We start from the raw sequence: 19992 nt of genomic DNA on the forward strand, positions 1-19992 counted from the left end.
CCGCGACCTCGAAGCCACCATGACTTTTAAAAGACTGACCGTTGTACTGCTGGCCTGCCTGACACTGTCCGCCTGTGGCGGCGTTGATCCGAATTCGCCGCTGGGCCAGCGCAAGGCGATCTTCAAGCAGATGCTCAAGACCGGTGAAGACCTGGGCGGCATGTTGCGTGGGCGCATCCCGTTCGACGGCGCTAAGTTTGCCGAAGGTGCGGTCAAGCTGGATGCATTGTCCCATGAGCCGTGGAAGCATTTCCCGAGCGTGCGCGAAGAAGATCACACCAGCGCCAAGGACGATGTCTGGCAGAAACAGGCGCAATTCCAGCAATTGGCCCGCGACCTTGAGGCGGCCACCGGTGAATTGGTGACCGCCAGCCAAGTGCAGCCTTACAAGGCGAGCAACCTGGGGCCTGCTGTGCAAAAAGTTGAAGATGCCTGCAGCGCCTGCCATAAACAGTTCCGGGACCACTGATCGGTTTTACTGGTCTAGCTCCTCCACGGCATCCTGCAGTTCCTTGCGGGATTCGGCGAGCTTGTCCTTGCGTTTGTTGATCTTGTCCGCGTCGCCTTTTTTCATGGCCTTGTCCAGATCGGCCTGACGGCGGCTGACCTCATGCTTGGCGTCGAGCACCTTGTTTTCCCGCTCCTTTTTCAGGGATGCTTCGGTGCAGTTGGCGGTCACTTCGCTCAGGGCTTTTTCCAGGCCGGCTTGTTGCGCACTGTTGCCGTGGGCCTTGGCCTGTTCGATCTGGGTGCTGATGGCTTGGCGCTTGGCGGCGCACCCGGTGAGCTGCGGTGCTTCCTCCGCAGCCAGCAGCGGAGTAGTCATGAAGCTTGCGACGGTCAACAGGGCAAGCGGTGCTAGAAATTTCATGTGGGACTCCAAGGTCGCAATCTGGTGGCCGGCTGGGGTCTAAAACCCGTCGATGCCGGCCGCGCGTAATGTGTCTGCCAAGGCCTGTACTTGCGGGTCGCGGAAAAAGGCGCTCAATTGCGCTGCGCGGCCCGGGCCGATGCCGTCGATGGCCAGCCAGGCTTGGGTATCTCTGGCGACCAGCGTCTGCCAGTCGCCTTCCAGGTTGTTACGTGCCGCAGGCGGTACGCCCAAGGCTTTGAGCCATTGTGCGAAGGGCCGTTGCCGCGCGCTGTTAAGGCTTTTGAGGACTCGCGCACGGCTGCGATCACCGAAGCCATCAATGTTAGCAAGCTCTGCCGCATCCAGGGTCAACCAATCGAGAAAGCCTGCGATTAGACCGGCCTGGATTAATACGTTCCAGGTCTCGCGGCCGATGTGTGGCAAAGCGAGGCCCTCGTTGCCGCTCAGCCAGGTAAGGCGTGCCAGCAATTGTTCTTCACAACCGGGGTCCAGTTGCCAGCAGCTCAACGCGTGGAATTTTCCTGGGTTGGGCACTGGCAGCTCCGCCCTTGTGGTGTTGCGCAGAATGACCTCATCCAACCGAGGAATGACTTGGCCCGCCAGGCTGATGGAAACCTGGTCACCGGGGCGGATATCCAGCGCTTGCCAGCGCTTCAATGAGCCCGCGCTCACCCGGCTGACCTGCCGGTCATCCAATCGCACCGGTTCCAACTCCAGCATGGGGGTCACGCGCCCGGTGCGGCCGATCTTGAATTGCACCTTACGCACCAGCGCCAAGGCTTTGGCCGCCGGGTACTTCCAGGCAACCGCCCAGTAGGGCGCGCTGACCTGCCAGCGATCGGCGGGTGCGCGCTGCGCCTGGTGCAACACCACCCCATCGCTGGCGAACGGCAGAGGGTGGTTGTACCAATAGGCACGCCAGTGCGTGGCTTCGTTGATGTCGCGGATGGGCTGGCTGTAGCGCCGGCTATCGGTGAAACCCCAGCTTGCCAGCGTGGCCAGGCGCTCGCTGAACCCTGCCGGCCCCTCAGGCCAGGCCCAGACGAACAGACCAATGCCGGCGGCGTCGGTGTCGCTTAATCGTTTGCGGTTCATCAGCCCGGCCACCTTGCTGCGGGCATTAAGCCCTCCGCTTGCCGATTGCACATGGTCGTCGAGGTGCCAATAGAGTTCGCCTTGCAGCACCACGTCGATGGGCGCTGGCAGTTGCTGGACAATGCTGGGGATTTTGCGCGCGGAGGCAGACCAGTCGTGGCCCTTGACGCCATCGCCTCGGCTGATGACTTGACTCAGGCGCCCCTGGCGATACACCACAGTCACTGCAACACCGTCTACCTTGGGTTGAATCCATACATCCTCGCGCGTACCCAGCCAGCTACCGACGGCCTTTTCATCCAGCAGTTTCTCCAGGCCGGTATGGGCAACGGGGTGAGGCAGGGTGCCGCGTGAACTCGCGAGAGGGTTGTCGGGCGTCGCAGTGGGCTCGGGAAAGCACCGACGCCAGTGAGCCAAGCGCTGGCGCGCCTGGTCGTAAAGTTCATCAAAGACCGGGGATTGGCCAAGCCGGTGGTAGCTGTCATCCCACTGGCGGATCTGTTCGGCCAAGGTGTCGACCTGCGAGCGGGCTTCGTCCGGGCAGCCTTCGGCCCACACCCAGAAGGGTAGTGCGCTGAGTAAAAGGGCAAATAATGAACGCATCATGAGCATCCTTGCTCGGAAAGGGTGTCCAGCCTAAATGATCCGCGCGGGCACAAAAAAGCCCCGGCAGTGCGAGGCTTTTTACTGGGTGTTTCTATTTACTTGAACAGCCCGCCCAGGGCTTTCACTGCGTCGGGCTTATCTGCCTTGGCCTCTTGGTTTTGCTGCTTGGCGTCGGCTTTGGCTTGGGCTTCAGAGAGTTTGTTGCAACCTTTGTTGATCTGGTCCTGCGCGGCTTTGAAAGCCTTCACTTTCATCTTGTCCTTTTGGGCTTCGGCGGCATCGATCTTGGTTTGCAGGTCTGCAGATTGCTTCTGGCAGTCGCCGGAATTGCCGCCACCCAGTTGGGAGCCCAGGGCGCCACTCAGTGCGCTCAGGTCGGCGGCGTTTACTGGCAGGGCGAACAGGCTGAGCAGAAGAGCGGCAGGGGCGAGCGTGGAGATGCGCATGAAAAACCTCAATGTTCGATTGCCTGCGCACGTGTCTATCCCGGGCTGGCGCAGGGCAATATCCAAATAAGGTAGAGGGCCCGAGAGGGCGCGGATTCTAGAGCGCCATCATTGTGCCTGCAATATTTGGATCCAAAAAATGTGAAAGTCATGGCGCGAGTTGCCGCGCAATAAAAAGCCCCGCCGGGCGAACCCGGCAGGGCTTTTGTGTACCGGGAGCGATTACAGGCCGGCGGCAGTCCGCAGGTCGTTGGCGCGGTCGGTTTTTTCCCAGGTGAAGGTGGTGAAGGTGTCGTCGCCGACAGTCTTCTGCGCAGGGGTACGACCGAAGTGGCCGTAGGCTGCGGTTTCCTGGTACATCGGGTGCAGCAGGTCGAGCATGGTGGTGATCGCGTAAGGGCGCAGGTCGAAGATCTCGCGCACCAGTTTCACGATCTTGTCATCGCCGATCTTGCCGGTGCCGAAGGTATTCAGCGAGATCGACGTAGGCTGGGCCACGCCGATCGCGTAGGAAACCTGGATCTCGCAACGCTCGGCCAGGCCGGCAGCGACGATGTTCTTGGCCACGTAACGACCGGCGTAGGCCGCCGAACGGTCAACCTTGGAAGGGTCTTTGCCCGAGAACGCGCCACCGCCGTGACGGGCCATGCCGCCGTAGCTGTCGACGATGATCTTGCGACCGGTCAAGCCGCAGTCGCCTACCGGGCCACCGATGATGAACTGGCCAGTCGGGTTGATGTGGAACTGGGTGTCTTTGCTGAGCAGTTCGGCAGGCAGCACGTGCTTGACGATCAGCTCCATCACGCCTTCGCGCAGGTCAGCATAGGACACGTCCGGGTTGTGCTGGGTCGACAGAACCACAGCGTCGATACCGACGACTTTGCCGCCCTCATAACGGCAGGTCACCTGGGACTTGGCATCCGGACGCAACCAAGGCAGCAGGCCGGATTTACGGGCTTCGGCCTGGCGCTGCACCAGTTGGTGCGAGAAGGTGATCGGTGCTGGCATCAGCACGTCGGTTTCGTTGCTGGCGTAACCGAACATCAGGCCCTGGTCGCCGGCGCCCTGGTCTTCCGGCTTGGCACGGTCGACACCCTGGTTGATGTCCGGGGACTGCTTGCCGATGATGTTCATCACGCCGCAGGTCGCGCCGTCGAAGCCGACGTCGGAGCTGTTGTAGCCGATGTCGGTGATCACGTCACGAACGATCTGCTCAAGGTCAACCCAGGCAGTGGTGGTCACTTCGCCAGCGATGATCGCTACACCGGTTTTCACCAGAGTCTCGCACGCCACACGGGCGAACTTGTCTTCAGCAATGATGGCGTCCAGCACCGCGTCAGAAATCTGGTCGGCGATTTTGTCCGGATGCCCTTCAGACACGGACTCGGAGGTGAAAAGGGAGTATTCGCTCATCTCGATGTTTTCCTGATTTTACCGATGGTGAGTGTCGCCAGCCGGCCGCTGAAAATGGCGGACCTGGATCTGGAAACCATTACGTAAACCTACATAGAGGCTTTCCCCGGGAACGAGTCCCGCAGCGGTGGCCCAACGGGCCAGATCGTCCTGTTCAAAACCCAACCAGAGATCACCGCAGGCCTCCCTGGCCCAATTCTGGTTGTGGCTGCATAAATCCGTAACCAATAGGCTACCGCCGGGGTGCAGCAACCCGGCCATTTGTTTGAGCGCGTCGGCGGGGGCGGCGAAATGGTGCAAGACCATGTTCAACACCACGCAGTCGGCTTTAATCGCTGTGCTATTCAATGCATCAGCCAGTTGCAGGCGGACATTGCCCAGTGCCTCGCGCTCGCAGAGCTGGCGCGCCAGTTCGAGCATCGCCGGGCTGTTGTCCAGCGCCGTGACCTGGTGAAAACGCCGCGCCAGTTCCGGCAGGAAACCGCCATCGCCTGGGCCGACTTCGAGTGCCGTGGCCTCATCACTGAAGCTCAGCTTGTCGAGCAGCGCCAGTACGCTGTCGCGGTATTGGGCAAGGCCGGCAATCAGGTCTTGCTGGGCGCGAAACTTGTCGGCAACCCGTGCGAAAAAATCCTGGCTCGCGGCAGCCCGCTGCCCGTGGACCTGACCGATGCGGGACTGCACATCCCCCGGCAGCTCCAGGCTGTCCACTTCTTCAAGCAGGGCGGCGTGCAGCTTGCCACCGAGCAGTTCGGTGTGGGGCAGGGCGCGGCGGTAGAAAATCGCATTGCCTTCGCGGCGGGTGGCTACCAGGTCGGCCTGGGCCAATACCTTCAAGTGGTGACTCATGCCGGACTGGCCAATGGCGAAGATCTGCGCCAGTTCCAGTACGCCAAAGGAATCGTTGGTCAGCGCGCGCAATACGTTCAAACGCAGAGGATCGCCGGCGGCCTTGCACAAGGCTGCCAGTTCATCGCCGTCGTCGGGGCGCAGTGAGGGCATCGGTAGATTCATAAGGCCAGCAGTCTAGTGATGGGTGGATAACCCCGCAAGGCCAATATCAAAAAGTTTTGATATTGGTCGATAAGTGGTGGTTACAAGCAGCCGCTATAACCTTTAGACGAACCGGTTAAAGGTTTATGCAGGGGATTGGCGTCCAAAGCACAGGAAAAACCGCCCAAGTGACTATCTGTCATTGCCCGCAAGCGGTGGCTGAGGGAAAATGCCGGTCCTTTTTTCCGTTTCTTTATATTCAAACCTCAGGAGATCAGCGATGCCCAGCCGTCGTGAGCGTGCCAACGCCATTCGTGCCCTCAGCATGGATGCCGTGCAAAAAGCCAACAGCGGCCATCCCGGTGCCCCGATGGGCATGGCGGATATCGCCGAGGTACTTTGGCGTGATTACCTGAAACACAACCCGAGCAACCCGTCGTTCGCCGACCGTGACCGCTTCGTGCTGTCCAACGGCCATGGCTCGATGCTGATCTACTCGCTGCTGCACCTGACCGGCTACGACGTCACCATCGATGACCTCAAGAGCTTCCGCCAGTTGCATAGCCGCACCCCGGGCCACCCGGAGTTCGGCTACACCCCAGGCGTCGAGACCACCACCGGTCCCCTGGGCCAAGGCCTGGCTAATGCCGTAGGTTTCGCACTGGCTGAAAAAGTCCTGGGCGCGCAATTCAACCGTCCTGGCCACGACATCGTAGATCACCACACCTACGTGTTCCTGGGTGATGGCTGCATGATGGAAGGCATTTCCCACGAAGTCGCTTCCCTGGCCGGTACCCTGGGCCTGGGCAAGCTGATCGCTTTCTACGATGACAACGGCATCTCCATCGACGGCGAAGTCGAAGGCTGGTTCACCGATGACACCCCTAAGCGTTTCGAAGCCTACAACTGGCAGGTGATCCGCAATGTCGACGGCCACGATCCGGAAGAGATCAAGACTGCCATCGACACCGCCCGCAAGAGCGCGCAGCCGACCCTGATCTGCTGCAAGACCACCATCGGCTTCGGTTCGCCGAACAAGCAAGGTAAAGAAGACTGCCACGGCGCCCCACTGGGTGACGCGGAAATCGCCCTGACCCGTGAGGCGCTGAAGTGGAACCACGGCCCGTTCGACATCCCGGCCGACATCTACGCCGAGTGGAGCGCCAAGGAAAAAGGCCTGGCGGCCGAAGCCGAGTGGGATCAGCGTTTTGCTGCCTACTCCGCCGAATTCCCAGAGCTGGCCAATGAGCTGGTTCGCCGCCTCGCTGGCGACCTGCCTGCCGACTTCTCGGAAAAAGCCTCGGCCTACATCGCCGAAGTTGCGGCCAAGGGCGAGACCATCGCCAGCCGTAAAGCCAGCCAGAACACCCTGAACGCCTTTGGCCCGCTGCTGCCTGAGTTCCTCGGCGGTTCGGCTGACCTGGCCGGTTCCAACCTGACCCTGTGGAAAGGCTGCAAAGGTGTCTCGGCTGAAGACGCCAGCGGCAACTACATGTACTACGGCGTGCGCGAGTTCGGCATGAGCGCCATCATGAACGGCGTGTCCCTGCACGGCGGCCTGGTGCCTTACGGCGCAACCTTCCTGATGTTCATGGAATACGCGCGCAATGCCGTACGTATGGCAGCGCTGATGAAGAAGCGTGTGATCCATGTGTACACCCACGACTCCATCGGCCTGGGCGAAGACGGCCCGACGCACCAGCCGGTCGAGCAACTGACCAGCCTGCGCACCACGCCGAACCTGGATTGCTGGCGCCCAGCCGACGCCGTCGAATCCGCCGTGGCCTGGAAGCACGCGATCGAGCGTAAGGACGGCCCTTCGGCGCTGATCTTCTCGCGTCAGAACCTGCAGCACCAAGTGCGTACCGACGCGCAGATCGCCGACATCAGCCGTGGTGGCTACGTGCTCAAGGACTGCATTGGCGAGCCGGAGCTGATCCTGATCTCCACCGGTTCCGAAGTGGGCCTGACCGTTCAGGCCTACGACAAGCTGACCGAGCAAGGCCGCAACGTACGCGTCGTGTCCATGCCGTGCACCAGCGTGTTCGAAGCCCAGGACGCGGGCTACAAGCAGTCGGTATTGCCGTTGCAGGTCAGCGCGCGTATCGCTATCGAAGCGGCGCACGCCGACTACTGGTACAAATACGTGGGCCTGGAAGGCCGCGTGATCGGCATGACCACCTACGGTGAGTCGGCGCCGGCGCCAGCATTGTTCGAAGAGTTTGGCTTTACCTTGGAAAACATCCTGGGTCAGGCTGAAGAGCTGCTGGAAGACTAAGGCTGTAGATTGAGGTGGCTGTACTGACCTCTTCGCGAGCAAGCCCGCTCCCACATTGGAATGCAATCTAATGTGGGAGCGGGCTTGCTCGCGAAGGCGGCGGCACATTCACCCCATTACCCACGGTAATCGAGAACCCCATGCCCCAACCGCGTCCCTACAAAGTTGCACTCAACGGCTACGGCCGCATTGGTCGTTGCGTCTTGCGTGCGCTGTTCGAGCGAGGGGCGGCAGCCGGGTTTGAAATTGTCGCGATCAACGATCTGGCCGACATGGCCAGCATCGAATACCTGACACGCTTTGACTCCACCCACGGCCGGTTCCCCGGCGAAGTGCGGGCTGAGGGCGACTGTCTGCATATTAATGGCAGCTGCGTGCAAGTCTTGCGCAGTGCCACCCCCGAAGGTATCGACTGGAAAGCGCTGGGCGTCGACCTGGTGCTGGAGTGCTCCGGTGTCTATCACACCCGCGCCGACGGCCAGCGTTTTATCGACGCCGGCGCACCGCGTGTACTGTTTTCCCAGCCGATGGCCAGTGAGGCGGACGTGGATGCCACCATCGTCTACGGCATCAACCAGGATTGCTTGACCGGCGCCGAGTTGCTGGTGTCCAACGCCTCCTGCACCACCAACTGCAGCGTGCCGCTGTTGCGCCTGCTGGATCAGGCGATTGGCCTGGATTACGTGTCGATCACCACGATTCACTCGGCGATGAACGACCAGCCTGTGATCGACGCCTATCATCACGAAGACTTGCGCCGCACGCGTTCGGCGTTTCAATCAGTGATTCCGGTGTCTACAGGCCTGGCGCGCGGGATCGAGCGACTGCTGCCGGAACTTGCCGGGCGAATCCAGGCCAAAGCCGTACGGGTGCCGACGGTGAACGTGTCCTGTCTGGATATCACGATGCAGACCGTCAGCGACACCGATGCGACGCAGGTCAACCGAATCCTGCGCGACGCCGCCACCAGCGGTCCGCTCAAAGGTTTGTTGGCCTACACCGAGTTGCCCCACGCCAGTTGTGATTTCAATCATGACCCGCATTCGGCGATTGTCGATGCCAGCCAGACCCGCGTTTCCGGCCCCAGGCTGGTAAACATCCTGGCCTGGTTCGACAACGAATGGGGTTTTGCCAATCGAATGCTCGACGTTGCAGAGCACTATCTGCAAATAGCTTCCAAACAACCTCAACAGTAATTCAGGAACTGCGACCCATGACCGTGTTGAAGATGACCGACCTCGATCTGCAAGGTAAGCGCGTACTGATTCGCGAAGACCTCAACGTCCCAGTCAAGGACGGTGTTGTCACCAGCGATGCGCGAATCCTGGCCTCGCTGCCGACCATCAAGCTGGCCCTGGAAAAAGGCGCGGCCGTGATGGTCTGCTCCCACCTGGGTCGCCCGACCGAAGGTGAGTTCTCCGCCGAAAACAGCCTCAAGCCTGTCGCCGATTACCTGAGCAAGGCCCTGGGCCGCGACGTACCGCTGGTGGCTGACTACCTGGGTGGCATCGACGTTAAAGCCGGCGACATCGTGCTGTTCGAAAACGTGCGCTTCAACAAAGGCGAGAAAAAGAACAGCGACGAACTGGCCCAGCAATACGCTGCGTTGTGCGACGTGTTCGTGATGGACGCGTTCGGCACTGCCCACCGCGCTGAAGGCTCGACCCACGGCGTGGCCAAGTTCGCCAAGGTCGCCGCTGCTGGCCCGTTGCTGGCTGCCGAACTGGATGCACTGGGCAAGGCGCTGGGGGCTCCGGCGCAACCGATGGCCGCCATCGTGGCGGGCTCCAAGGTGTCCACCAAACTGGACGTGCTCAACAGCCTCAGCGCCATCTGCAACCAGTTGATCGTCGGCGGCGGTATTGCCAACACCTTCCTGGCCGCTGCCGGTCACCCGGTGGGCAAGTCCCTGTACGAGCCGGACCTGCTCGACACCGCCCGCGCCATTGCCGCCAAAGTCAGCGTGCCATTGCCGGTCGACGTGGTGGTTGCCAAGGAGTTTGCTGAAAGCGCCGAAGCCACCGTCAAGCTCATCGCCGACGTAGCCGACGACGATATGATCCTGGACATCGGCCCGCAAACTGCAGCCAATTTCGCTGAGTTGCTGAAGGCTTCGCAGACCATCCTGTGGAACGGTCCGGTTGGCGTGTTCGAATTCGACCAGTTCGGCAACGGCACCCAAGTGCTGGCCAAGGCCATCGCCGAAAGCTCGGCATTTTCCATCGCTGGCGGCGGCGACACCCTGGCCGCCATCGATAAATATGGCGTTGCTGATCAGATCTCCTACATTTCTACCGGTGGCGGCGCATTCCTTGAATTCGTCGAAGGCAAAGTGCTGCCTGCCGTTGAAGTGTTGGAAACCCGAGCCAAAGGTTAAGGCGCGTGATCCGGAAAAGGAGTATTCCCATGATCAAGTCATTGGCGTTGGTGATTGCAGCGGGCCTGCTGGTCGGCTGCGGTAGCACGCCAAGCGCGGCGCCTGAGCCTGGAAAGCCTGGAGCGCAGCCGAAAAAAAGCTGCTACCAGGCTGACTGGCAAGCCGAGACCATGCCGGTGATTAACAAGCGCCTTGGCAACGAGCGGCTGGAGCAATACGACTCCGCGCCCAACGGTCAGGAACAGGGTTGCCCTTGACGGGTCTGATCAACTGGCGGCCATCGGTCGCCTCACGAGGATTGGCAATGAAAGTCGTTTTCGCCCTGGCAGCCCTGGCCCTGTTGGCCGGCTGCAGCAGCATGAGCATGTTCAACAAGGCAGAAACTGCCGACAAGTGGACCACCTGGACCTGCGACAGCAAGGCCGAGGTCAACTGGCGTTTTGCCAACCCGGCCAAATCTGAAGTGGACGTGCGCCTAGGCGGCTCCGATCAGGTTTATCGCCTTAAACAGGACGTCGCTGCCTCGGGCGTGCTGTATGCCAACGACCAATTGGCGTTTCACACAAAAGGTGAGGAAGGCCTGGTTTACTGGGTTGCCACCGATGATTTGATTGGGCGTGGCTGCAAGGCCCAATAGTGAGATCAATGAAAATCAAATGTGGGAGCCGGTGGGTCTGTAATGCATGTGTTAGCTGACATACCGCTTTCGCGAGCAAGCCCGCTCCCACAGTAAATCCGGTTCCAAAGTGACATAAGTTGCGAACCTGACACTGCAATAACGATTCAGCAGGACAGGCCTACAAAACCTGGCCGGCAATAACTTGAATAGCAGCCGCCGCTACGGCAGGCTTGCACGATTAACGACCCTCGACCGGGAGAGACAACACAATGGCACTTATCAGCATGCGTCAAATGCTGGACCACGCAGCCGAGTTCGGCTACGGCGTCCCAGCCTTTAACGTCAACAACCTTGAGCAGATGCGCGCCATCATGGAAGCCGCTGACAAGACCGACTCCCCCGTGATCGTCCAGGCTTCCGCCGGTGCGCGCAAATACGCCGGTGCACCGTTCCTGCGTCACCTGATCCTTGCCGCGATCGAAGAATTCCCGCACATCCCGGTGTGCATGCACCAGGACCACGGCACTAGCCCTGACGTGTGCCAGCGCTCCATCCAACTGGGCTTCAGCTCGGTGATGATGGACGGCTCCCTCGGCGAAGACGGCAAGACCCCAACCGACTACGACTACAACGTACGCGTGACCCAACAAACCGTGGCCATGGCCCACGCCTGCGGCGTGTCGGTTGAAGGCGAGTTGGGTTGCCTGGGTTCCCTGGAAACCGGCATGGCCGGCGAAGAAGACGGCATCGGCGCTGAAGGCGTGCTGGATCACAGCCAAATGCTGACCGACCCCGAAGAAGCCGCCGACTTCGTGAAGAAGACCCAAGTTGACGCCCTGGCCATCGCCATCGGCACCAGCCACGGCGCCTACAAGTTCACCAAGCCACCGACCGGCGACGTACTGGCCATCGATCGCATCAAGGAAATCCACAAACGCATCCCCAACACCCACCTGGTGATGCACGGTTCGTCCTCGGTCCCGCAAGAGTGGCTGGCGATCATCAACCAGTACGGTGGCGACATTAAAGAAACCTACGGCGTGCCGGTTGAAGAGATCGTCGAAGGCATCAAGTACGGCGTGCGTAAGGTCAACATCGACACCGACCTGCGCCTGGCCTCCACCGGCGCAATGCGTCGCCTGATGGCCACCAACCCGAGCGAGTTCGACCCACGTAAATTCTTCGGCGCCACCGTGACCGCCATGCGTGATGTGTGTATCGCGCGTTATGAAGCGTTTGGTACCGCCGGTAATGCTTCGAAGATCAAGCCGGTTTCGTTGGAGGCGATGTATCAGCGGTATTTGAAAGGTGAGTTGAACGCTAAGGTGAACTAAGCCTTAAGCATTTAAAAAGAAGCCCGCAGCGATGCGGGCTTTTTTGTGGTGCGCCAGGCATGGCGCGTAGCGCCGTGACTGGCGCTGTTCAGCTCACTGTGGTGGTGAGCCGAACGACTTGGAGGTGAAAGTCCTCTACACACCCGGCAAGGGGAAGTGTTAGCCAGAGGCAAGGGTGTCGCGGGTGACTGCGAATCTGAAGGAAGCCCGAGGCGAAATGCTGGCCTGACGAACAGGAAGCGGATGAGGCGGCACAGCGGGGTAAGACGGCCACAATCGTCAAAGCCCGATACTTGCACGGAGCGCTGTGACGTATATCCGACAGGCATAAGCAGGAAGGTCGCGCGAATTACCCTGGGAGATCTGCAGGTTTGCCATCGTGCTACCGAGCGCCGAGAGGCGACGGGATGAACCTGCAGAAGTCAGCCGAGGCCGTAGTAAGTGGCGGAAAAAAAACCACGCCACCAAGGGCCGAACAGGTTATGCCGCCAGTAGGCGTCAGAGTCTCGTCGAATGTCCGAAAAGCAGAAATCTCTCCACAAGAGGGCTATAACCCCAAGCTCTGGACGGAATCCAGGGTTTGCGGCTGGCAGTGCGCAGGCATCGGCGGCGTCTGTGACGTGGACGAACGCGGAGCCGGACACGCTGATGGAGCGGGTGCTTGCACCGGCCAACCTCAGGCGTGCGTATCAACGTGTGGTCAGCAACAAGGGCGCACCGGGTGCCGATGGCATGACGGTCGATCAACTGGCGGACTACACGAAACAGTATTGGCCGACTCTCAAGGCTCGGTTGCTGGCCGGCGTGTATCACCCGCAAGGTGTGCGCGCCGTTGAAATCCCAAAACCCAAAGGTGGAACACGGCAGTTGGGCATTCCCTGTGTCGTGAATCGCCTGATCCAACAGGCCCTGCTGCAACAGCTCACGCCGATCTTCGACCCTCTGTTCTCGGATTACAGCTACGGTTTTCGTCCGGGTAGAAGCGCTCATCAAGCCATTGAAACTGCCCGCGCCCATGTGGCGGCGGGCCACCGCTGGTGCGTGGAACTTGACCTGGAGAAATTCTTTGATCGGGTCAACACACGATGTATTGATGGCCTACGTCGAGCGTCAAATCGAAGACAGGCGGGTGCTCAGGCTGATCCGTCGTTACCTCGAAGCCGGAATCATGTCGGGCGGGATCGTCAGCCGACGGCAGGAGGGGACGCCGCAAGGCGGCCCGCTCTCGCCGTTGCTGTCGAACATCCTGCTCAACGAACTCGATCGCGAACTGGAGCGGCGGGGGCATCGCTTTGTGCGTTATGCCGACGATGCGAACATCTATGTGCGCAGTCGCCGTGCTGGCGAACGAGTGCTGGCCGGGGTTGAGCGCTTCCTGAATCAGCGTTTGAAACTAACGCTGAATCGGGAAAAGAGCCGCGTGGCACGGCCATGGGTCTGTGATTACTTAGGTTACGGGATGAGCTGGCATAAACAGCCGAAGCTGAAAGTGGCAACGATGAGCCTGAATCGCTTGCGTGATCGGCTCAGAGAGCTGCTGCACGGCGCACAGGGTTGCAAGATGGCTACGATCATCGAGCGAATAAACCCGGTACTACGCGGTTGGGCGGGTTATTTCCAGCTTAGCCGAAGCAGAAGGCCACTTGAAGAACTGGACGGCTGGGTGCGGCGCAAGCTTCGCTGCGTCCTCTGGCGTCAATGGAAGTGGCCCTCCACGAGGGCGCGCAACCTGATGCGCTTGGGACTCAAAGAGGAGCGGGCCTGCAAATCAGCGTTCAACGGCCGCGGCCCATGGTGGAACTCGGGAGCGTCACATATGAATCAGGCGCTGGCGAAGAAACGATGGGACAACCTCGGCCTGGTCTCGATACTGGACACGATAAACCGACTTAACCGTATAACCTGAACCGCCGTATACGGAACCGTACGTACGGTGGTGTGAGAGGACGGCGGATGTGAATCCGCCTCCTACTCGATGGGTTGAAATTTGATTGGGCAAATTTGAATGAGCGGTGGTTCACTGAGAGATAATGGATCTTAGACGCTGCCCGCAGGGCACTAGCCAATAGGGTTGGGCGCCTGTTTTTTCTTAAAATATAAATAGACTGCAATTGACACTGATGCAGTTAAAAATGCCAGGCATGCAGCCACAACAAAAGGCGCTGGGCGGCCACCTGCGATTATTAGCAGTGTTCCTAAAGATGGCCCGGTGATAACACACAGCATTTGGATGCTTCTGAAGGACATGGAGACCCTTCCAATATTGTCAGAAGGGCATAATTGTTGAAGGATTATGTTCGAAGAAATTATCAACGTCTCGTAGCCGAAGCCATTCATAAACCAAACTACCGGATAGAGATAGGCTCTTCCAGGTATTTGGAAAAATACTAAGGCCGCAGTCAGGATTAACGCGGCAGAGAACACAACTAATGCATTCGACCGAAGTAAAATCTCATCAACATTGCTTAATTTTAACTTCATCAGCAGTGCGGCAACTATCGCTCCTGCGGCTGTTGCGCAGACGATTACTGAAAAATTAACCGGAGGTAAACCTTCATGGGCTAGAAAGGATGCCACATGCGGGTCGTAAACTCCTAACGCCAGCGAAGTGAGTAGGGAGTACAAAAAACCAATGCGTAGTTGAAACGGCAATGCGTTAAATATAGCGAATCCCCTGGCTATGTCACGATAGAACGGTAGGGGTTTTATAGAGGAGTCGTTAACGTGCGTTCGGAATACTTGGCAAATGGACCTTAGGAGCGGAAAGGTTAAAAAAACGGCGGCGGCCGATAAAAAGAATAGGTCTTTAGGTGGCAATAGTATTGTTAACATACCTGCCAGTAGCGGTGCGAAAATTTTGGAGGATTGATCATATACACTGATTTGGCTGAAAAATGATTTACGTTCTTCAGTAAGTACCAGTTGCCGAACCATAACGGTTATCGAAGGGAAATAAAATAAATTTGATATCCCTTTCGAAATAACGAAAAACAAGAAAAATTGAAAATCTGGAGATACTGCGAGCGCTACAGTAGATATCGCGCGGAGTAAGGCGCCAAATGCCAGCGTTTTTCTTACGTCATGTCGATCTATAAGCGTTCCTACAATAGGACCCAGCAACAACATTGGGGCGCCCAGGCAAAAAGCCAGAAATGCTATCGAGGAAGGAGAGGCGTGCCATAAATAGACGGGAACCGTGAAGATCAAAAAAAGATCAAGCCATAGTGAAAGACTGGATAGCGCCTGCACATAAATAAGTTTACTTGATGTTTTCATCGTGTCGATCTGAATTTAGAAAAAGGCTGTCTTCAAAGACGAATCCGTCAAGATCATGCTCGCTGGCGAAGCGATGCAGGTCGCTCAATCTATTTATAAAACCGCGTCCGTTAAAATTTAGGGAGGTGTTGCACAGTACGCCAACTCCTGACACGTCACGATAAGCGGTTAGCAACTGATGCATACGAAGATTCTGCGATTTGTTGACTGATTGAGGACGCGCTGAGTTATCAACATGCGTAACCGCCGGAATTTTAGCTGAAATGACTTTGCGGAATTCCAGCATGAAAGGTGAAGGGTTAGACGGGTAGAAGTATTCATCCATGCATTCTTCTAAACAAATTGGCGCAATAGGACGAAAATCCTCGCGCTTCTTGATTTTGTTCAATCTATCGAGATTTTTTCTAGGCCAGGGCGCCGCTAATATTGAGCGATTTCCCAAGGCTCTAGGCCCCATTTCATATCTGCCTTGTACCCAACCTAATATGCAGCCTTCATGAAGCAATTGTGCTACATGTCGCATATCGTAGGGCTCACTAATGAAGGTGCCTGTGTTATCTGTATCAGTCTGTGATAGCTCACCTGCATAGGGTGACCACGTTATCTTGGCAAGTCCTTTAGTATGTAATAGTGCATCAATCGCAGTTCCAATTGCAGATCCGCTGTCGTTTGTGCACGGAGGAATAAATACGTCAGAAAATAGTTGTGTCTCTTTCCATTTGGAGTTCCAGTCACAATTTAATCCGCATCCACCAACAATTAACAGAGGTGCTTTATCAAAGACTAGTTGCTGTGCAAAATCACGAAATAGATTGAAAATTGCGTTTGAAAGGTGGTGTGCAAGTGATGCTAGTCTGGGGTCATCAAATCCAATATTGTAGTATATGTTGTTGTGAAACTGGCGTTTGTGAAACGTTCTAAAGTCCATGTTCTTGTCGAGTAATGTCGCTATTATGTGTCTGGCGTCCTCATCAATATCATCCTTTTCTCCATAAGCAGCCAGTGCCATGAGTTTACCTGCATCACTTAAGCGAATTTGTCCCGCTCCCAGATTAAAAGTCGGATCTGCGAGCGCATACAAAAAAGCAAATCTGTCCCCAGGGTTTTCAAGTGCACTACCTAGTTTGGTAATATTTACGTTTTCATCGATTCGATAGAATGCGCCGAAGTGGCCTTCCCAAAGTAATGCGTAACAGGGTTGTCCTTGTGGAAAGGGTGAAAGTCCGTATCCGCATAAAAGGTGTGAGCGCTCATGGGAGGATGAAAAATAAGTAATGTCGTGACCAAATATGGAACGTTTTTGATAGATGATCTTTTCTAGTCCCGAATAACCTGCACCAATAGTTGCACTTTCTGTGCTTGGTCCTTTACGCCACCCACTCTGAGCTACTATGTCGAGCGGTTTGTTAACCATGTGAAGAATTTTCAAAAGTGCATCTGGTGTCACGCTTGAATAACGAAGACCATTATCCTTTTCTGCCTCTACAGAAAACTCCAAGTGGTCACCAATAATTAGGGCTACCGCCCCGTCATGTCCATCTTTAAAGCCTAGAATGACAATGTCATTATTGTCTACGCTGACCATGCTCAGTCCTCTCATCAGATTCCGTCTAGCAGCGCTCTGACTTCTGTAGTGTATGAACTACCCGTTCCGTGTCCCGCGCCCACCAAAAAAATGACGTGTTCCGAGGGGACGTTGACCTTTAAGAGCTCATTTATCTCTTTGTCATGAAAGTAGCCGGTCAACCAAGGATGTAATCCAAGCGCTGTGATCAATAAATTTGCGGTTTGTGACAGGTGTCCTACGTCCAGCAGCATTGGGCGATAGGCACGAGAGTGTGGGTATTTCCACCAAAGCTTGTCAAAGCGCGAGGTGAAAAATATTGCGAATGCTAAGTTATTTGCCCAGTGTTGGCCGCATAAATAAGTAGATATTACTTCAGGCGGAAGGTCGTTTACCTTCTCAAGAGTATGCTGTTCACTTATATAATGATAAATGCCGGGTGCAAGATCTTCGACATTGCGTACCCATACATAACCCTCCGTCGCCTGTAAACCTCCGGCTGAGGGGGACGTCCTTCTGAAACCAAATTTTTGTGTTCCGACCGGAGCGTCGTAATCGGTCTCTTTTTTATCCGCCAACGTTCCATACAATATGGTTGCCAGTGATGATATAGATACTGAAGTATCAAAAAAATCTCGGCAGGTATGACGTGCTAAAAGAGTTTCCCAAAGGCTAGCTTCTTTAATGGCTGAGATGTTTGGAGCTGGCAATAACGTTCTTTTACCTCCTTTTATTAAAGAGATATTTGGTTCGCTCTTATGAATTGATTTGCAGAAATTTAAGTAACTTTTAGCATATTCGCTGTACATTTCAGGCTTGTCTGGGGTTGGAGGATTGGGGTGAGATGTCCCGGTATGGAATATTTTGGATAGCACGTCCCAACCCCATTCATCAGTTGGTTTTGCTTCATATAGGAGCCCGGATGTGTCTATGGATATGTCATCAGCTGTATCCGATACGAAATCGCCTGCGGAAAAACTTACGAGCCGCTCAAATTCTCTAGTACTTATTTGGTATTGGACGTGATTTTTATAGTCCCACAAGTAAGCCACGCCATCTTTAAGCATAAGAAATATGTCGTTCGAGAGCCATTTTTTTTTTCGCATTGCACATACCCGCGTGACCATCCAGTAGTGAGGTTCATTTTTAGTGGCAGCCTGAGCCGAAGCCCAGGCGGTACATTATTATTTGACTGCTAACTTTCTACTACTAGAGGTCGCGACAATGCGCTCCCCATAGTTGGGAATGAATGTGTACCTGGGTACAGTGATTGTCTTAATTGAAAAGTGAGGGGTTTGGTACGCGTCGTTTGACTGATTGATAAGTGTCGGTTCTATAATTACACGTTTCATATATAGTTCCTCAGCGTTATTGCATTCGCGGATGTGCGATGCGCTTAAACCGTATGAGGGGCCATTGTGATTGTCAACTTCAATTCTTGGAGTGTGATTTTTTTCAGTTGAATTTTTGTGTATTTTTATAGGCGGTTGTCGGATGATTCTGATTGGTAGTTCCTACATCTCGCTCCACCGTTGATTTATAAAAATGCTGATTCATATACAAGTCTGTAATATCCAGTTGCATATTGGCCTGGAGTTTCGTTGTCGTTGTGGTTCAATTTTTTCCTTTCGGGGTGCTCAATCCGACACTTTAGTCGAGGATATCAAATGTCACATGTGTAATTTGAGCGTTGATATACAACTTCAGCTTGTGTTTACCCTTGCCCCTGTAACCGCGTGTGTATCGCGCGTTATGAAGCATTTGGTACCGCCGGTAATGCTTCGAAGATCAAGCCGGTTTCGTTGGAGGCGATGTATCAGCGGTATTTGAAAGGTGAGTTGAACGCTAAGGTGAACTAAGCCTTAAGCATTTAAAAAGAAGCCCGTAGCGATGCGGGCTTTTTTTCGGATGGACTTTATAAAGCGGCGTCAGCTGTATCGAAGCTTCGGTGCTCGATCACCCGGAATACATCACTCACGTCCTGCACCAGAATGCGCGCCGTATTGGCTACGTTGTTCAGGTCGCGTTTGCCAAAGTCCTGCAGGCAGGAGCAGGCCATCAGGTTGAGGTGTTCGAGGACGGCGTTGAGACGTTCTCGCAAGCAGGAATGGCGGTCCCGCAACGGGGCGTCGCTGTCGATTAAGAGCAAGGCTGCCCGCGATGGCGGCGTGTCAGTCTCTGAGGATGTCGGCTGATACACCGCCATCGCGGGCAAGCCCGGCTCCCACACGAATCGTTGGCGTATTCAAGAGTGCGAATGATCTGTGGGCTCGTTAGGACTAGGCCTACAAGACAGGAGTCGATGCTTACTCGTGATCAATATCCAATTTAGCAAACGTCACCCGCGCGCCTTCCTTGGTATTCCCACTGTTGTCTTGCACGTACGCCCCGGCCTTGAAGTACAACGGCTTTGACCCCCACGCCGCACCAATGCGTTCATTCCACTCTCCATCCGCCGCATACACACTTAGCAGCCCGGCTTTGTTGAGGTTGATCACATAGGTAAAGCTCTTCTCCAGCGGCACATTCGACGCGACGGTAATCACCCGACTTTCACCTTCATCCGGGCGCATGCGCACCTTGGCGACGATGTTGCCGGTCTGGGTTTTTTCCTTGAATTGGTACTCCAACTTGATCAGCGGTTTCTGGCTGTCATAGGCATGGATCTGCCCGATCACGATTTTGCCGGTGGACGGTACCTGATTGACGGCCAGGGTGGCGCGCAGAAAGTTGTCCGCTTCCGGATAGGTCCAGTTGCGCAGGCGCCCGTCCGCGTAGGTTTCGCGCAATTCGCTGCGCGGGTAAACGGCGTTTTCGGTGCGGGTACCGGTCACGGGTGTCCAGAATTGCACGCTGCTGCCTTCGGCCTGGAAATATTGGTCCTTGAATCCGCTCATCAGTTTGGAGGTTTCGATGGTCGCAGGCGGGGAGCCGACAGGAATGCTGAGGTTCCAGGTGGAAAGGTCAATCATTGCGTAGGCCTTTTTACGGAGAGGTGTAGGCTATGGCACTTGGGCCAGACAGGTTCTTTATAGGTGGTGTTAACCGTCTTGTTAAATATTTTTGGCGATTTATTGGCGTCAACCAAGCGTCAAAAAGCCATGTCTCCCATGACTC

General features: G+C 56.2%; 17 protein-coding genes and 2 pseudogenes. 9 read left to right on the plus strand and 10 right to left on the minus strand.

From position 1 onward, the window contains the following. Window positions 1–19 precede the first annotated feature (19 nt). A complete protein-coding gene (locus AACY08_RS12595; RefSeq protein ID WP_028618262.1) occupies window positions 20–469 on the plus strand; it encodes a c-type cytochrome in 450 nt (149 codons plus the stop codon). Between the two features lie 6 nt (window positions 470–475). Here AACY08_RS12595 and AACY08_RS12600 read toward each other — a convergent pair whose 3' ends face one another. The 5 genes from AACY08_RS12600 to AACY08_RS12620 form a co-directional block, all read right to left on the minus strand. Next, window positions 476–871 carry a DUF1090 domain-containing protein gene (locus AACY08_RS12600; protein WP_339469714.1) on the minus strand — a complete coding sequence of 132 codons (396 nt, stop codon included), beginning with the start codon at window positions 869–871 and terminating at the stop codon, window positions 476–478. A 39-nt stretch (window positions 872–910) separates the two neighbouring features. Next, entirely contained in the window at window positions 911–2575 is a 1665-nt protein-coding gene (ligB, locus tag AACY08_RS12605) for an NAD-dependent DNA ligase LigB (RefSeq protein ID WP_339469715.1), read from the minus strand. Window positions 2576–2670: 95 nt separating this feature from the next. Next, a complete protein-coding gene (locus AACY08_RS12610) occupies window positions 2671–3021 on the minus strand; it encodes a DUF1090 family protein (protein ID WP_049711156.1) in 351 nt (116 codons plus the stop codon). Between the two features lie 222 nt (window positions 3022–3243). After that, window positions 3244–4434 (minus strand): methionine adenosyltransferase, encoded by a 1191-nt coding sequence (gene metK / locus AACY08_RS12615; protein WP_049711157.1) that lies wholly within the window; start codon window positions 4432–4434, stop codon window positions 3244–3246. A gap of 18 nt (window positions 4435–4452) precedes the next feature. Continuing rightward, window positions 4453–5448: an ArsR/SmtB family transcription factor gene (locus AACY08_RS12620; protein WP_339415305.1), complete on the minus strand. Its 996-nt coding sequence runs from the start codon at window positions 5446–5448 to the stop codon at window positions 4453–4455. Between the two features lie 259 nt (window positions 5449–5707). Here AACY08_RS12620 and tkt point away from each other — a divergent pair, with 259 nt between their 5' ends. The 7 genes and pseudogenes from tkt (at window position 5708) to ltrA (ending at window position 13941) form a co-directional block, all read left to right on the plus strand. Further along, entirely contained in the window at window positions 5708–7705 is a 1998-nt protein-coding gene (tkt, locus tag AACY08_RS12625) for a transketolase (protein ID WP_339436136.1), read from the plus strand. A 140-nt stretch (window positions 7706–7845) separates the two neighbouring features. Beyond that, window positions 7846–8901: an erythrose-4-phosphate dehydrogenase gene (gene epd / locus AACY08_RS12630; protein ID WP_339469716.1), complete on the plus strand. Its 1056-nt coding sequence runs from the start codon at window positions 7846–7848 to the stop codon at window positions 8899–8901. Window positions 8902–8918: 17 nt separating this feature from the next. Continuing rightward, complete coding sequence (locus AACY08_RS12635; protein WP_339415308.1) at window positions 8919–10082, plus strand: phosphoglycerate kinase; 1164 nt, start codon at window positions 8919–8921, stop codon at window positions 10080–10082. Window positions 10083–10111: 29 nt separating this feature from the next. After that, window positions 10112–10339, plus strand: coding sequence for a hypothetical protein (locus AACY08_RS12640; RefSeq protein WP_339436135.1), 228 nt, complete (start codon window positions 10112–10114; stop codon window positions 10337–10339). Between the two features lie 47 nt (window positions 10340–10386). Beyond that, entirely contained in the window at window positions 10387–10719 is a 333-nt protein-coding gene (locus tag AACY08_RS12645; RefSeq protein WP_339469717.1) for an MliC family protein, read from the plus strand. Between the two features lie 251 nt (window positions 10720–10970). Continuing rightward, on the plus strand, window positions 10971–12035 hold the full coding sequence (gene fba / locus AACY08_RS12650) for a class II fructose-bisphosphate aldolase (protein WP_076953202.1): 1065 nt from the start codon (window positions 10971–10973) through the stop codon (window positions 12033–12035). A 482-nt stretch (window positions 12036–12517) separates the two neighbouring features. Beyond that, window positions 12518–13941 (plus strand): annotated as a pseudogene (gene ltrA / locus AACY08_RS12655) (group II intron reverse transcriptase/maturase). Window positions 13942–14093: 152 nt separating this feature from the next. On the opposite strand, the gene AACY08_RS12660 reads toward ltrA, so the two are convergent. Genes AACY08_RS12660 through AACY08_RS12670 form a run of 3 tightly spaced genes read right to left on the minus strand, consistent with a single transcriptional unit; the run spans window position 14094 to window position 17942 of the window. Beyond that, complete coding sequence (locus AACY08_RS12660) at window positions 14094–15311, minus strand: MFS transporter (RefSeq protein ID WP_339469718.1); 1218 nt, start codon at window positions 15309–15311, stop codon at window positions 14094–14096. Further along, on the minus strand, window positions 15295–16896 hold the full coding sequence (locus tag AACY08_RS12665) for a carbamoyltransferase C-terminal domain-containing protein (protein ID WP_339469719.1): 1602 nt from the start codon (window positions 16894–16896) through the stop codon (window positions 15295–15297). The genes AACY08_RS12660 and AACY08_RS12665 overlap by 17 nt, the downstream gene beginning before the upstream one ends. A 14-nt stretch (window positions 16897–16910) precedes the next feature. Continuing rightward, window positions 16911–17942 carry a SagB family peptide dehydrogenase gene (locus tag AACY08_RS12670; protein WP_339469720.1) on the minus strand — a complete coding sequence of 344 codons (1032 nt, stop codon included), beginning with the start codon at window positions 17940–17942 and terminating at the stop codon, window positions 16911–16913. A 669-nt stretch (window positions 17943–18611) separates the two neighbouring features. On the opposite strand from AACY08_RS12670, the pseudogene AACY08_RS12675 reads away from it, so the two are divergent. Further along, window positions 18612–18734 (plus strand): annotated as a pseudogene (locus AACY08_RS12675) (fructose-1,6-bisphosphate aldolase); the annotation flags it as partial. A 56-nt stretch (window positions 18735–18790) separates the two neighbouring features. Here the strand turns inward: AACY08_RS12675 and AACY08_RS12680 are convergent. Together AACY08_RS12680 and AACY08_RS12685 are read right to left on the minus strand one after the other, a co-directional pair. After that, window positions 18791–19081 carry a fructose-bisphosphate aldolase gene (locus tag AACY08_RS12680; protein ID WP_339469832.1) on the minus strand — a complete coding sequence of 97 codons (291 nt, stop codon included), beginning with the start codon at window positions 19079–19081 and terminating at the stop codon, window positions 18791–18793. 100 nt (window positions 19082–19181) lie between these two features. Then, window positions 19182–19847 (minus strand): polysaccharide lyase family 7 protein, encoded by a 666-nt coding sequence (locus tag AACY08_RS12685; RefSeq protein WP_339469721.1) that lies wholly within the window; start codon window positions 19845–19847, stop codon window positions 19182–19184. Between the last annotated feature and the right edge of the window lie 145 nt (window positions 19848–19992).

Source organism: Pseudomonas sp. EL_65y_Pfl1_R83 (assembly GCF_963970695.1).
Classification (GTDB): domain Bacteria; phylum Pseudomonadota; class Gammaproteobacteria; order Pseudomonadales; family Pseudomonadaceae; genus Aquipseudomonas; species Aquipseudomonas tritici.

What these genes read in the sequence shown, in the direction of transcription:
- ligB (WP_339469715.1), bottom strand. Translation starts at nt 2,575, where the DNA reads ATGATGCGTTCATTATTTGCCCTTTTACTCAGCGCACTACCCTTCTGG.
- AACY08_RS12665 (WP_339469719.1), bottom strand. Translation starts at nt 16,896, where the DNA reads ATGGTCAGCGTAGACAATAATGACATTGTCATTCTAGGCTTTAAAGAT.
- AACY08_RS12600 (WP_339469714.1), bottom strand. Translation starts at nt 871, where the DNA reads ATGAAATTTCTAGCACCGCTTGCCCTGTTGACCGTCGCAAGCTTCATG.
- fba (WP_076953202.1), top strand. Translation starts at nt 10,971, where the DNA reads ATGGCACTTATCAGCATGCGTCAAATGCTGGACCACGCAGCCGAGTTC.
- epd (WP_339469716.1), top strand. Translation starts at nt 7,846, where the DNA reads ATGCCCCAACCGCGTCCCTACAAAGTTGCACTCAACGGCTACGGCCGC.
- AACY08_RS12660 (WP_339469718.1), bottom strand. Translation starts at nt 15,311, where the DNA reads ATGAAAACATCAAGTAAACTTATTTATGTGCAGGCGCTATCCAGTCTT.
- AACY08_RS12685 (WP_339469721.1), bottom strand. Translation starts at nt 19,847, where the DNA reads ATGATTGACCTTTCCACCTGGAACCTCAGCATTCCTGTCGGCTCCCCG.
- AACY08_RS12595 (WP_028618262.1), top strand. Translation starts at nt 20, where the DNA reads ATGACTTTTAAAAGACTGACCGTTGTACTGCTGGCCTGCCTGACACTG.
- AACY08_RS12680 (WP_339469832.1), bottom strand. Translation starts at nt 19,081, where the DNA reads ATGGCGGTGTATCAGCCGACATCCTCAGAGACTGACACGCCGCCATCG.
- AACY08_RS12645 (WP_339469717.1), top strand. Translation starts at nt 10,387, where the DNA reads ATGAAAGTCGTTTTCGCCCTGGCAGCCCTGGCCCTGTTGGCCGGCTGC.
- AACY08_RS12610 (WP_049711156.1), bottom strand. Translation starts at nt 3,021, where the DNA reads ATGCGCATCTCCACGCTCGCCCCTGCCGCTCTTCTGCTCAGCCTGTTC.
- AACY08_RS12620 (WP_339415305.1), bottom strand. Translation starts at nt 5,448, where the DNA reads ATGAATCTACCGATGCCCTCACTGCGCCCCGACGACGGCGATGAACTG.
- metK (WP_049711157.1), bottom strand. Translation starts at nt 4,434, where the DNA reads ATGAGCGAATACTCCCTTTTCACCTCCGAGTCCGTGTCTGAAGGGCAT.
- AACY08_RS12670 (WP_339469720.1), bottom strand. Translation starts at nt 17,942, where the DNA reads ATGCTTAAAGATGGCGTGGCTTACTTGTGGGACTATAAAAATCACGTC.
- AACY08_RS12635 (WP_339415308.1), top strand. Translation starts at nt 8,919, where the DNA reads ATGACCGTGTTGAAGATGACCGACCTCGATCTGCAAGGTAAGCGCGTA.
- AACY08_RS12640 (WP_339436135.1), top strand. Translation starts at nt 10,112, where the DNA reads ATGATCAAGTCATTGGCGTTGGTGATTGCAGCGGGCCTGCTGGTCGGC.
- tkt (WP_339436136.1), top strand. Translation starts at nt 5,708, where the DNA reads ATGCCCAGCCGTCGTGAGCGTGCCAACGCCATTCGTGCCCTCAGCATG.